Origin of the sequence: Paenarthrobacter sp. OM7 (genome assembly GCF_029873575.1) — a bacterium.
In the GTDB taxonomy this organism is placed as follows: domain Bacteria; phylum Actinomycetota; class Actinomycetes; order Actinomycetales; family Micrococcaceae; genus Arthrobacter.
Map to the genome: position 1 here is coordinate 2,328,589 of NZ_CP123579.1, position 12,719 is coordinate 2,341,307.

The following is a 12,719-nucleotide window of genomic DNA, read 5'->3' on the forward strand; positions in this document are numbered from 1 at the left end:
TGTATTCCATGAGCAGTCCAACTTCCATGCCCTCACCACGGCATGCTGCAGCGGCGGGGGCATTCGCTGCCCCACCTGCGCTGCCGGACGCGGATGACCGTACAAGGGACCGGGTGCTGAGCGCCGTCCTCGAAAACGGTCCGGTGAGCGCCGCTGAACTCGGCGACCTCCTCGGTTTCACGCCGGCTGCGGTCCGCCGCCACCTTGACCACTTGGAACGCAGCGGCGTCATTGAGGTCAAACGTGTGGCAAAGGCTGGTTCCGGGGCGGGACGTCCCGCGCGCCGCTACGTCCTAAGCTCCCAGGGGCAGTCCACTCTGGGCGACGACTACCTGAACATCGCCAGTTCGGCGCTCCGCCGCCTCCAGGAACTCGCCGGCGAAGAGGCAGTCCGTGAATACGCGGAGGAACGCTTCTCCGACATGGAACGGCGCTACGCCCCCGAGGTCGACGCCGCCGGAGATGACATCACCGCCCGGGCCATGGCACTCTCCAAGGCCCTGAGCCGCGACCGCTTCGTGGCGTCAGCACACTCCGTTGAGGCCAAAGCCCCGTTTCCGGCTGCGCTGTCCAGCGTTCAGTTGTGCCAGGGTCATTGCCCCATCCAGCGGCTCGCCGCGGAGTTTCCCGTTTTTTGCGATACCGAGACCAAGGTCTTCTCGCGTTTGGTCGGCGTCGATGTCCGGCGCCTCTCCACACTCGCGCAGGGCGGCCATGTCTGCACCACCCACATACCTACCGGGCGCCCGGCTGCCACGGCATCCCCAGATGTCGCAGAGCAGACCGGGAACCCGTACCAGGAATCAAACAACCAGCAAGAAAGGCCGTGATGACGGACCAAATAGCAGAGAAAGCGGTAGCTGACGGCACTGTGATCTCGGAGATTCTGGAGAAGAATCCCGAACTGCACGGTATCGGAAACTACGAGTACGGCTGGGCCGACAAGAACGACGTAGGCGCAAACGCCCGTCGTGGCCTCAACGAGGAGGTCGTCCGCGACATCTCCTCGAAGAAGAACGAGCCCGAATGGATGCTCGATCTGCGGCTTAAGGGCCTGAAGTACTTCGACCGCAAGCCCATGCCTACCTGGGGTGCAGACCTCTCCGGCATTGACTTCGACAACATCAAGTACTTTGTGCGTTCCACCGAGAAGCAGGCGGCAACGTGGGAAGATCTTCCGGAAGACATCCGGAACACTTACGAGAAGCTGGGCATCCCGGAAGCTGAGCGCAGCCGCCTCGTCTCGGGCGTCGCTGCCCAGTACGAGTCCGAGGTGGTCTACCACCAGATCCGCGAGGACCTTGAAGCCCAAGGCGTCATCTTCCTGGACACTGACACCGCACTGCGCGAGCACCCGGAGATCTTCCAGGAGTACTTCGGCACCATCATTCCGGTGGGCGACAACAAGTTCGCATCGCTGAACACGGCTGTCTGGTCAGGCGGTTCCTTCGTGTACGTGCCCAAGGGTGTCCACGTGGACATTCCGCTGCAGGCCTACTTCCGTATCAACACGGAAAACATGGGCCAGTTCGAGCGCACGCTGATCATCGCCGATGAGGACTCCTACGTTCACTACATCGAGGGCTGCACGGCTCCGATCTACACCTCGGATTCCCTGCACTCGGCCGTTGTGGAGATCATCGTGAAGAAGGGCGCCCGCGTCCGCTACACGACCATCCAGAACTGGTCCACCAACGTGTACAACCTGGTCACCAAGCGCGCCATCTGCGAAGAGGGCGCCACCATGGAGTGGATCGATGGCAACATCGGTTCCAAGGTGACCATGAAGTACCCGGCCGTGTACCTTGTGGGCGAGCACGCCAAGGGTGAGACGCTGTCCATCGCCTTCGCCGGCGAGGGCCAGCACCAGGACACGGGCTCCAAGATGGTGCACATCGCACCGAATACCAAGAGTTCCATCATTTCCAAGTCCGTGGCCCGCGGCGGCGGACGTGCTGCTTACCGCGGCCTCGTCCAGGTCCGCGAAGGCGCCAAGCACTCGGCCAACACGGTCCGTTGCGATGCCCTCCTGGTGGACACCATTTCCCGCTCGGACACGTACCCGTACATCGACATCCGCGAGGATGACGTTGTCATGGGCCACGAGGCCACCGTTTCCCGCGTCAGCGAAGAGCAGCTCTTCTATCTGATGTCCCGCGGTATGCCTGAAGACGAGGCCATGGCCATGATCGTGCGCGGCTTCATTGAGCCGATCGCCCGTGAACTGCCCATGGAATACGCCCTTGAGCTGAACCGCTTGATTGAACTGCAGATGGAAGGGTCCGTCGGTTAACAATGACTGATATCACTACTGAAAAGGCGCGCATCGGCGCGCCCTCGGCCCAGCCGTTTATCAACGGCTTCACCGAGGAAGGCGAGAACCTTTCGCCTGTGAACACCGGAACGAACACCAGCACGACGTCGGAGCAGCCTTCCGCTGGTCCGCTGGCCGGCGCTTCGGCCAAGAGCCACTCGCATGGTGGCGGCGTAGGCATCCCGGACAGCTCCCGTGCAGGCCGCCTCACCTCCTACAAGCTGGCAGACTTCAAGCCCCTGAACGGACTTGAAGAAGACTGGCGCTTCACTCCGCTGAAGCGGCTTCGCGGCCTTCACACCGACGTCCTCAACGGCGCAGCCCCGGCTGTCAGCGTCACCGCACCAGCCGGCGTCGTTGTTGAAACCGTTGGTCGCGATGACCAGCGCATCGGCCAGGCAGCCATCCCGGAGGACCTTGTGTCCGCCAACGCCTGGGAGAACTTCGCCGAGGCCACGGTCATCACCGTGCCCGCCGAGCTGCAGGCCGAGAGTGAAGTTTCGGTCCTGATCACCGGTGCGGGCGAGGCACCATCTGCCCAGCACATCGTGATTGTGGCAGAACGCTTCTCCAAGGGTGTCGTAGTCCTGGACCACCAGGGCACCGCGGTTGTCTCCGAGAACGTGGAAATCATCGTTGAAGACGGTGCTGAACTGACCGTTGTCTCCTTGCAGGAATGGGCAGACAACGCTGTCCACGCGTCATCGCAGCAGGCAAAGATCGGCCGCGACGCCAAGTTCAAGCACATCGTGGTCAGCCTTGGCGGCGACCTCGTTCGCGTCACGCCGTCCACGCGCTTCACGGCTCCCGGTGCCGACGTCGAGATGTTCGGCCTGTACTTCGCCGATGCCGGACAGCACCTTGAGCAGCGCCTCTTCGTTGACCACGCAGTGGCCAACTGCAAGTCGCGCGTTCTCTACAAGGGTGCGCTCCAGGGCCGCAATGCCCACAGCGTGTGGGTCGGCGACGTCCTGATCCGCAAGGAAGCAGAGGGCACGGACACCTACGAGGCCAACCGCAACCTGGTCCTCACTGACGGTGCCCGCGCCGACTCCGTACCCAACCTCGAAATCGAAACCGGGTTGATCGAGGGTGCTGGCCACGCCAGTGCCACCGGCCGGTTCGACGACGAACACCTGTTCTACCTCATGGCCCGCGGCATCCCCGAGAAGGTTGCCCGCCGCCTGGTGGTCCGAGGCTTCCTCAACGAGATCATCCAGCAGATCAAGGTCCCGGCAATCGAAGATCGCCTGACCGCAGCTGTTGAGCGCGAACTCGCCGCGACCGACAACTAAGACAGGCCAGGCAGAGCAACAATGAGTGAAGAAACCAAGGGCGAACTGGTATGCAACGCCAATGACATCCAGGTCAAGCAGGCGCTGCGCGTCCTGATCGATGACTACCCCGTAGCCATCGTCAAGGACTCGATGGGCGAGATCCACGCCATCGCCGATACTTGCTCGCACGCGGACATCTCGTTGTCCGAGGGTGAGGTTGAAGGCTGCGCGATCGAGTGCTGGGGCCACGGTTCCCAGTTTGACCTCCGCAGCGGACAGCCGCTCCAGCTGCCTGCTTATGACCCCGTCCCTGTTTTCGCCGTCACCATCGACGGAGACGACGTGTATGTGGACGTGACCAACGTTGTGAACGGCGCCTCGGTAGATCACTACTGAGCGCCCAGTACCGCCAGACTTACGAACGGAAAGAAAGAAGAGCATGTCAACTCTTGAAATCAAGGACCTGCACGTCAGCATCGAGACGGAGCAGGGCACCAAGGAGATCCTGAAGGGCGTCAGCCTCACCATTAAGACCGGTGAGACGCACGCCATCATGGGCCCCAACGGCTCGGGCAAGTCCACTCTCGCCTCCACGATCGCCGGACACCCGCGCTACAACGTCACCAGCGGCACCATCACGCTGGATGGCGAAAATGTGTTGGAAATGAGTGTCGACGAGCGCGCCCGCGCAGGCGTCTTCCTGGCCATGCAGTACCCGGTAGAGGTTCCCGGAGTCACCATGACCAACTTCCTGCGGACCGCCAAGACCGCAATCGACGGCGAAGCACCGGCACTGCGCACGTGGACCAAAGACGTCAAGGCTGCCATGCAGCAGCTCCGTATCGACGCCGACTTCGCACAGCGCAATGTCAACGAGGGCTTCTCCGGTGGTGAGAAGAAGCGTGTTGAGATCCTTCAGCTCGAACTCTTCAAGCCGAAGTTCGCCATCCTTGACGAGACCGATTCCGGTCTTGACGTTGACGCCTTGAAGGTTGTCTCTGAGGGTGTTAACCGCGCTCATGAAGAGGGCAACATGGGCACCCTGCTCATCACGCACTACACCCGCATCCTGCGGTACATCAAGCCGGACTTCGTTCACGTGTTCGTTGACGGCAAGGTTGTCGAAGAGGGCGGCCCCGAGCTCGCCGACCGTCTTGAAGACGAGGGCTACGACCGCTATGCCCCAGGCGCCGGCGTTGCCGTTGCTCCTGCCGTACAGGCCTAGTTAGGATCGTTTCATGACCGAAATCAACACGGCGCGCACCAGCCTCGAGGACGTTGAGGAAGCGCTCAAGGACGTCATTGACCCCGAACTCGGGGTCAACATTGTGGACTTGGGCCTTCTTTACGGACTGAAGTACTCCGACGACGACGGCGCCCTCCTGATCGACATGACGTTGACCACTGCGGCCTGCCCGCTGACGGACGTGCTTGAAGAGCAGGTCGGCAAGTCCCTTGACGGCGTGGTTGATGATTGGCGCCTGAACTGGGTATGGATGCCGCCATGGGGTCCCGAGCGGATCACCGATGACGGCAAGGACCAGATGCGGGCCCTCGGCTTCAACATCTGATCAGCAGTCTCCGCTCGCTTCCTGCAGGCAAAAGGAAGGGTTCCGGGCCATCGGCCTGGAACCCTTCCTTTGTCGTTTGCCCGCTGCACTAAGGCGTGGGTACCCCAAACGTGTCGCATTTGTTGATGTCGCCCGTGGTGTATCCCTGATAGAACCACTTTTGCCGCTGCTCACTGGAGCCGTGAGTCCATGACTCAGGGGAGACGCGCCCTGTAGCCGCCTCCTGGATGCGGTCATCGCCGACCGCGGAAGCAGCGGAGAGCGCATCCTGCAGATCCTGCTCGGTCAGGGGATCAAGGAAGGGCCTGCCGCTGGCATCCGTTTGCGTCGTTGCATGCCTGACCCACAAACCCGCATAGCAGTCAGCCTGCAGTTCCACCCTGACGGCACCCGACTGCGGGCCCTGGGGATCCTGCTGTGCCTGATCCAGGTTTCCGAGGACATTCTGGACATGGTGTCCGAACTCGTGGGCCACTACATACTCCTGCGCCAGCGGTCCTCCGGAGGACCCAAAGCGGGTCACCAGTTCGTCGAAAAAGCCAGGGTCAAAATACGCGGTGGTGTCTGCAGGGCAATAGAACGGACCCACAGCGCTGGTGGCTGCACCACAGCCGGTGTTGGTGGCCGCACTGAAGATGACGGTCTTGGGGCGCGGATACTGGACGTTGTAGTCGGCCAGGTAGTCAGGCCAGAAAGCGTTCAGGCTGTTCACCGTTCCAGTGATGCGGCAATCCAGTCGTTTGTCCGCGTCGGCTCCGGTCTGGCATTCCTGGACACCTCCGGCGCCGCCACTTTCGACGGCGGGCGGCTGGGTTCCGCTGCCTGTCAGGTCGCCCAGGATGTTGGGGTTTATACCGAAGAGTGCCAGCAGCAGGACCACGATCCCGCCGCCAATGCCACCGCCGATCTTGGTCCCGCGGCCCATACCACTGCCACGTCGGTCCTCCACCTGGGAGGGGTCAAGCTGTGCGCCGTCATTGAAACTCATACAGTCAGAATAGACGTCACTATTGGTGCCCGGCGCCTGACACTGCCGTAAAATCGTGAGGATGCCTTTCCTGGACAAACTTCAGCTCTGGGCCGAAGAGCGCCCCCACGACACCGCGGTCGTTGTGGGCAGCAGCCGGCTCACCTGGGCGGAACTCCGTGACGCCGCAGCAGCGCTGCTGGACGACGCGAACGCCACTGCTGTTCTTGCCGAGCCAAACTCCGTTCGCTTTGTGGAGCGCTACACGGCGGCGGTGGCCGGGGAGCGGAGCTGCGCCGTGCTCGACCCCGAGTGGCCGGTTCCGATGATCGAAGAAGTCTCGGCGCGCATCGGCGGGACCATCAGGCCAGTCGAGACCGGGTTGTTGGACGGGGACCCGTCCAGTACGTTCCTCATCGGCCTGACGTCGGGCACTACCTCCGTCCCCAAAGCCTTCACCAGGTCCCGCCGGTCCTGGCAAGTGTCCTTCGAGGCATCCATCGAGTTCTTCGGCCTCTCACAGGACGACCGGACACTGGCGCCGGGCCCTCTGTCAGCCAGCCTTAATCTGTACGCGCTCTCGGAGTGCCTGTACGCGGGTGCCGCGTTTCACACGCTCGAATCCTTCGACGTGGGAGACGCCCACGCTGCCATCAGCCACGACGGCATCACCCGCTTGGTCCTCGCACCCACCGCGCTGCGATTGCTCAGCGAACGGGGACTGGCAGGAGACGTGGACGCCTCAGGCATCCGGAGCATCATCTGTGCTGGTTCCAAGCTGGACGGCCGAACCTTGGAGGCGGCCCGGCGGTGGGCGCCCCGGGCGGCCATCTACGAGTACTACGGCGCTTCCGAACTAAGCTTTGTTTCGGGCACCCGCCTGGCTGCCGGGGAACCAATGGACGCCGGTGGTACCGGCATTGGCTCGCCTTTCCCGGGCGTTGAACTGAGCATCCTCGACGACGACGGCAAGCCACTGCCGGACGGCGGCCACGGAAACATCAGCGTTCGCAGCGGGATGGTCAGCAATGGCTACCTGTGGGGAGACGATGGCCAAGCCCTGAGGTGCCTCGACGGTTGGTACACCGTAGGAGATCAGGGTTTCCTGGAGAAGGGCACCCTCCACATCCTGGGCCGCAGGTCAGACATGATCATTACCTCGGGAAAGAACGTCTACCCGCATGAGGTGGAGCTTGCCGTCGCCTCCGTACCCGGCGTGGACAGTGTTGTTGCGGCCGGGGCGCCCGACGATGTCCGCGGCCAGAAGGTGATCGCCGGCGTTGTGCCTGCCTGCGGTGCGGTCACTGCCACCCAGCTCCGAACGGGACTGGATGGTTTGCTGGCACGGGACAAATGGCCTCTTCAGTACTACTTATTGGCGGAGTTGCCCCTGACCGACCGGGGCAAAGTCAGCAGAAAAGTTCTCCTGGACTGGATCAAGAACCATGACCCCAGGGCGCAGCTTCTTGGATAGCGGCTACGACTCCGCCAGAGAAGCCGACGAGTCCCGCCTGCCGGTGATCATCGCTGCGCTTCGGTCTCCAATTTGTCGCGCCAACGGCCAACTGAAGCATCTCCGTGCCCCGGACCTCGCGGCACCTGTCCTGGCCGCCCTGGTGGAAACAACAGGTATGGACCCGGCGGACGTTGACGACGTCATCTTGGGCAACGCCGTCGGCGGCGGCGGGAACGTGGCGCGCTTCGCGGCGCTCCAGGCGGGCCTGCCCATCACCGTTCCCGGGATTACCGTTGACCGGCAATGCGGTTCGGGCCTGGACGCCATTTCACTGGCGTCCCGCCTGGTGGCGGCGGGCGGTGATCCGCTGTTCCTGGCAGGCGGCGTTGAAAGCATCAGTACCGCCCCGGCAAGGGCCAACAGGAACGACGACGGCGAACTCGACTTCTACTCCAGGGCCAGCTTTGTGCCACCACAGTTTGGCGACCCTGACATGGGCGTTGCCGCCGAGAACGTTGCCCGCGCGTTCGGCGTTACACGTGAGCGCCAGGATGACTACGCCCTCCGGAGCCATCGTCGCGCCGTTGAAGCGGCCAGGACAGGCGGCTTCTCTGCGGAGATCGTTCCCCTGCGATGCAGCGAAAAATTGGTGGATTGCGACGACGGCCCCCGTGCTTCCCTCCGGGCGCCGTTGATGGCCAGGTTCCCTGCGGCATTCGTGCCCGGCGGAACGGTTACGGCAGCGAACTCTTGCTTCGACGCGGACGCAGCATCCGCCGTCGTCATCACGTCACTGAAACGTGCCCGCACCATGGGGGCCACCGACGGATTGATGGTGCTGGGGTGCGACACCACCGGGGTTGATCCGCAGTTTCCCGGTATGGGTGCGGCGCATGCGGCAGGACGTCTCCTGGACAGCCACGCTGTAGACGCAAGTGACATTCACCTTGTGGAATTCAACGAGGCCTTCGCATCCCAAACCATTGCCTGCCTGGAGTACGTGGGCATCGATCCGGCGAGAGCCAACCTCCAGGGCGGCGCCTTGGCACTGGGGCACGGTTATGGTGCCTCCGGGGCTGTCCTGGTGACCCGTTTGCTGGCCCAGGCACGCAGCATGGATACCGTCAAAGGACAGCGCCCACTGCTGTTGGCCATGATCAGCAGCGCAGGCGGCATGGGAACCGCAGCGCTCCTGCGGTACTCAAGGCTCTAGTTTCTGCCCTGGTCAGTCCCTTTCGCCCAATCCGCGGGCTGCCAGGGCATCACCGGTTTGCCGGGCATACGCCACAGTGGTGATGAAGACCGGAAGAACCAGCGCCCGGGGATTGCGTTCAAGCCCGCGTGCCCGTGCTGAGTCCCTTACGTCCGAGAAGGCGCCGGCGATAAAGGGAATGCTCCTGAGCATCACTGCGATGGTCAAAGCAAAGCGCTCAGGGTCGGCCCCGAAGCGCCGGAAGGGCTTTGCCAGTGCCACCACACCATCCAACAAATCCTGCACGGGGGTGGTGGCTGTCAACACTGAAGCTGCCACCACACACACCAGCACGTTCAACACGATGCGGGCAGCGGTGGGCGCGCCGAGTTGCCACCACTGGAAGAGGCCGATGACCAAGAGGATGGGCATCACCATCCAGATAGCCCGCACGAGGCGACGGAACCCGGCGCCGGTCAGCATGAACAACCCACACATGACGGCAAAAATTGCCAGCGACACGGCCCAGTCGATAATGAGGAACGACGCCGCTCCACAGGCCGCCACCACCACAAATTTCAGCCACAGGGGAGTGCGGTGGATGATCGAGTTGCCGCGGACATGGTTGGCGAGCAGGAAACCATGGCCTCTCACCTGGACACGTCACCCAAGCGGGCACTGGGCAGGGGAGTTGCGCACAGCGCACGGTAATGGGCAACGCCTTCGGCAGCACCGCCGTCGAACACGATGCGTCCGGACTCCACCACCAGGACCCTGTCCATGTCGAGCGCAAGGTCCAGATCATGGGTGGACATGATCACCTGTTGGTCCAGGCCGGCGACGGTACGCCGCAGGAGTTCACGGTTCCTTAGGTCCAGCAGCGTCGACGGTTCGTCAAGGACCAGCACGGTGGGATCGACGGCCAGGACTGCGGCCAAGGCCAGCAACTGCCGTTCACCACCGGACAGTTCGTAGATGCTCTGATCGGCCAGGTGCAGCAGGCCGAATCGATCCAGGACTGTTTCTGCCCGGGCCGCCCGCTCTTTGGAGTTCTTGATGGAACGGCGCAAGGAAAGCTCCACGTCTTCGCGCCCTGTGGGCATCACCAGTTGCGACAAAGGATCGGTGAAAACAAAACCCACGTTGCCCCGGACGCGGCGCACGGCGCCAACAGTGTTGTCACCGTGGACCACTACGCTGCCCTGGGTCGGCGCAACCAAGCCATTCACAAGCCGCAGCAGAGTGGACTTCCCGGATCCGTTGGCACCGATCACTCCGATCCGGCGTTCGGCCAGGTCAAGGGAAAAATCGTGCAGCAGGGTCTTGGGCGTGTCGCTGCCATCGACGGCGACACGCACCGCGACCCTACTGAAACTGATGGAATTCATGGCGTGGTTGGTCCCGCTTTACTTGACCCGACGCACCAGGACGTCCGGGAAGGCTTTATGGATTGCCGTGGCGATGATCACGGCCAGGACGTTCTTAAGGATATCGCCGGGAACAAAAGGAAGGTCGGCGAGGAAGGCCTTGGCGAAGTCCAGCTTTGCGTTGACCATCATGCCCACAACACCCAGAGCATGAATGACCACGATGCTGCTCACCATGGTGGCGGCGAACAACCAGAGGGCCCTGGACTTAACGGTCCGACGGATGACTATGGCCGCCAGGTAGCCGGTGGCTGCTGCGGCCAAGGGAAACGCAATGATGTAACCGGCGGAGGGAGTCGCCAGGATACCCAATCCGCTGCGGCCGCCGCTGAAGATCGGCAGCCCCGCCAAACCCAGCAGTACATAGAGACCGACGGCGGCGAACCCGCGCCCGGCGCCGAGCACCAGACCGCTGAGCATCACCGTCAGGGTCACCAGGGTGATGGGAACGCCCAGGGCGCCTACCGGGATGCCGGGAACGATCGCGGAGGCTGCCACGAGGGCTGCGAAAACCGCGATGAGACCGAGATCGGTGGCAGTCCACCGTTGACGGGTCGTTGGTTTGTGCTGCACCGTGGCAGCGTTTGTCTGGCTCATGGCGGGTCCAATCAGGTGTAATGCGATGCGATGAATGCGGAGCGTTCTCCCCTGTTCTCGAGAATACGGATGGCGCGGACACAGGATTTCAGAGCCTTCCCACAAAGCCGGCCAGGAATTGTTTGGCCGTTGGCACAGTTTCCGCTTGCGGGGCCCGTTGTCACCCCGCGGCCGGGGTACCGGTAGACTTGGACAGGCTGTTCTCATAGCCGCACCCCGCCGCACTTATCGGACCCACCGGTCCCCGCGAGCGTTCCCCATTGAAAGGCATCACCCGAATTGATTACCGTCCAGGACCTCGAACTCCGCGCCGGCGCACGCCTGCTCATGGACCAGGTCAACTTCAGGGTGGACAAAGGGGACAAGATTGGACTCGTCGGACGCAACGGTGCCGGCAAGACCACCCTCACCCGGGTCCTCGCCGGCGAAGGCCTTCCGGCAGGCGGCAAGGTCACCCGTACCGGTGAAATCGGCTACCTTCCCCAGGACCCGCGGACCCCGGACATGGAGCAGCTCGCCCGCGACCGCATCCTCTCCGCGCGCGGCTTGGACGTGGTGGTGGGCAAGCTCAAAAAGGCCCACGACGACATGGCCAGCGACGACGCAGCCGTCCAGCGCAAAGCCATGAACCGCTACGACCGTCTGGAAGCTGAATTCCTGGCCGGTGGCGGCTACGCTGCCGAAGCTGAAGCCGCCGCGATCTCCTCCAACCTCGCACTGCCGGACCGTCTCCTCAACCAGCCCCTGAAGACCCTTTCCGGCGGCCAGCGCCGCCGCGTCGAATTGGCGCGCATCCTGTACTCCGACGCCGAGACCTTGCTCCTCGACGAACCCACCAACCACCTCGATGCCGACTCCATCACGTGGCTGCGCGACTTCCTGAAGAACCACCAGGGTGGACTGATCGTGATCAGCCACGACACCGAACTGCTGGAAGCAACGGTCAACAAGGTCTACCTGCTGGACGCCAACCGCGCCCAGATCGATTACTACAACATGGACTGGAAGCGCTACCTGCTCCAGCGCGAAACGGACGAGCGCGCCAGGAAGCGCGAACGTGCCAACGCTGAAAAGAAGGCCCAGGTCCTGATTGACCAGGCCAACAAGATGCGGGCCAAGGCCACCAAGGCTGTCGCCGCCCAGAACATGGCCAAGCGTGCTGAGCGGCTCCTGAGCGGCCTGGAGGCTGTACGGGAGAACGACCGCGTGGCCGCACTGCGGTTCCCGGATCCCTCACCCTGCGGCAAGACTCCCCTCACCGCGGAGGGTCTCAGCAAGTCTTACGGTTCGCTGGAAATCTTCACGGATGTGGACCTCGCCATCGACCGCGGATCCAAGGTGGTCATCCTGGGTCTCAACGGTGCCGGCAAGACCACCCTGCTGCGCATGCTGGCTGGCGTCGACAAGCCGGATACGGGCGACATCATTCCCGGTCATGGTCTCAAAGTGGGCTATTACGCCCAGGAACATGAGACGCTCGACGTCGACCGCACCGTCCTGGAAAACATGCGGTCATCCGCGCCGGACATGAAAGATGCTGAAGTCCGCGGCATCCTGGGTTCGTTCCTCTTCTCCGGTGACGACGTCGACAAGCCGGCTGGGGTTCTCTCCGGTGGTGAGAAGACCCGCTTGGCCCTCGCAACCATCGTGGCTTCCAGCGCCAACGTCCTCCTCCTCGATGAACCCACCAACAACCTGGACCCCGCCAGCCGTGCGGAAATCCTGGGTGCACTCAAGAACTACAGCGGCGCCGTCGTCATGGTCAGCCACGACGAAGGCGCTGTGTCCGCGTTGAACCCCGAACGTGTGGTGTTGCTCCCGGATGGCGTGGAGGATCACTGGAACGAGGACTACCTGGACCTGATCACGCTGGCGTAAGCCTCGCTGGGCCGTCCGCGGCGTGTGTTGCGTTCCGCTG

At 63.0% G+C, this 12,719-nt stretch carries 13 protein-coding genes; 9 read left to right on the plus strand and 4 right to left on the minus strand.

Features of this window, described 5'->3' with window-relative positions; all coding sequences use genetic code 11:
- The first annotated feature begins 8 nt into the window (after nucleotides 1-8).
- From QEH68_RS10715 to QEH68_RS10740, 6 genes are read left to right on the plus strand one after another with little or no spacing between them, the layout of a single operon-like run.
- The gene (locus tag QEH68_RS10715) at nucleotides 9-830 is read left to right on the plus strand and encodes a helix-turn-helix domain-containing protein (protein WP_280627938.1); all 822 of its coding nucleotides are present in this window, start codon (nucleotides 9-11) and stop codon (nucleotides 828-830) included.
- Nucleotides 830-2,293, plus strand: coding sequence for a Fe-S cluster assembly protein SufB (sufB, locus tag QEH68_RS10720; RefSeq protein ID WP_011774792.1), 1,464 nt, complete (start codon nucleotides 830-832; stop codon nucleotides 2,291-2,293). The genes QEH68_RS10715 and sufB overlap by 1 nt, the downstream gene beginning before the upstream one ends.
- A gap of 2 nt (nucleotides 2,294-2,295) precedes the next feature.
- The gene (sufD, locus tag QEH68_RS10725) at nucleotides 2,296-3,609 is read left to right on the plus strand and encodes a Fe-S cluster assembly protein SufD (RefSeq protein WP_280627939.1); all 1,314 of its coding nucleotides are present in this window, start codon (nucleotides 2,296-2,298) and stop codon (nucleotides 3,607-3,609) included.
- 21 nt (nucleotides 3,610-3,630) lie between these two features.
- Complete coding sequence (locus QEH68_RS10730) at nucleotides 3,631-3,987, plus strand: non-heme iron oxygenase ferredoxin subunit (RefSeq protein WP_089595076.1); 357 nt, start codon at nucleotides 3,631-3,633, stop codon at nucleotides 3,985-3,987.
- Nucleotides 3,988-4,030: 43 nt separating this feature from the next.
- Entirely contained in the window at nucleotides 4,031-4,816 is a 786-nt protein-coding gene (sufC, locus tag QEH68_RS10735) for a Fe-S cluster assembly ATPase SufC (RefSeq protein ID WP_089595077.1), read from the plus strand.
- Between the two features lie 13 nt (nucleotides 4,817-4,829).
- A complete protein-coding gene (locus QEH68_RS10740) occupies nucleotides 4,830-5,162 on the plus strand; it encodes a metal-sulfur cluster assembly factor (protein ID WP_089595078.1) in 333 nt (110 codons plus the stop codon).
- Nucleotides 5,163-5,250: 88 nt separating this feature from the next.
- On the opposite strand, the gene QEH68_RS10745 is transcribed toward QEH68_RS10740, so the two are convergent.
- On the minus strand, nucleotides 5,251-6,150 hold the full coding sequence (locus QEH68_RS10745) for a neutral zinc metallopeptidase (RefSeq protein WP_207593528.1): 900 nt from the start codon (nucleotides 6,148-6,150) through the stop codon (nucleotides 5,251-5,253).
- A gap of 61 nt (nucleotides 6,151-6,211) precedes the next feature.
- Between QEH68_RS10745 and QEH68_RS10750 the strand changes: the two genes are divergently transcribed.
- Both QEH68_RS10750 and QEH68_RS10755 read left to right on the plus strand, forming a co-directional pair.
- Entirely contained in the window at nucleotides 6,212-7,603 is a 1,392-nt protein-coding gene (locus QEH68_RS10750) for an AMP-binding protein (RefSeq protein ID WP_207593529.1), read from the plus strand.
- The gene (locus tag QEH68_RS10755; protein ID WP_280627940.1) at nucleotides 7,575-8,798 is read left to right on the plus strand and encodes a thiolase family protein; all 1,224 of its coding nucleotides are present in this window, start codon (nucleotides 7,575-7,577) and stop codon (nucleotides 8,796-8,798) included. The genes QEH68_RS10750 and QEH68_RS10755 overlap by 29 nt, the downstream gene beginning before the upstream one ends.
- A 12-nt stretch (nucleotides 8,799-8,810) precedes the next feature.
- On the opposite strand, the gene QEH68_RS10760 is transcribed toward QEH68_RS10755, so the two are convergent.
- The 3 genes from QEH68_RS10760 to QEH68_RS10770 are packed head-to-tail and all read right to left on the minus strand — an operon-like array spanning nucleotide 8,811 to nucleotide 10,801.
- Nucleotides 8,811-9,431: an energy-coupling factor transporter transmembrane component T gene (locus QEH68_RS10760; RefSeq protein ID WP_280627941.1), complete on the minus strand. Its 621-nt coding sequence runs from the start codon at nucleotides 9,429-9,431 to the stop codon at nucleotides 8,811-8,813.
- Nucleotides 9,428-10,165 carry an ABC transporter ATP-binding protein gene (locus tag QEH68_RS10765; RefSeq protein WP_207593532.1) on the minus strand — a complete coding sequence of 246 codons (738 nt, stop codon included), beginning with the start codon at nucleotides 10,163-10,165 and terminating at the stop codon, nucleotides 9,428-9,430. Before QEH68_RS10765 ends, QEH68_RS10760 begins: the two co-directional genes overlap by 4 nt.
- Nucleotides 10,166-10,183: 18 nt before the next feature.
- Complete coding sequence (locus QEH68_RS10770) at nucleotides 10,184-10,801, minus strand: biotin transporter BioY (protein ID WP_207593533.1); 618 nt, start codon at nucleotides 10,799-10,801, stop codon at nucleotides 10,184-10,186.
- A gap of 279 nt (nucleotides 10,802-11,080) precedes the next feature.
- Between QEH68_RS10770 and QEH68_RS10775 the strand changes: the two genes are divergently transcribed.
- Nucleotides 11,081-12,679 carry an ABC-F family ATP-binding cassette domain-containing protein gene (locus tag QEH68_RS10775; protein WP_207593534.1) on the plus strand — a complete coding sequence of 533 codons (1,599 nt, stop codon included), beginning with the start codon at nucleotides 11,081-11,083 and terminating at the stop codon, nucleotides 12,677-12,679.
- Nucleotides 12,680-12,719: the final 40 nt, after the last annotated feature.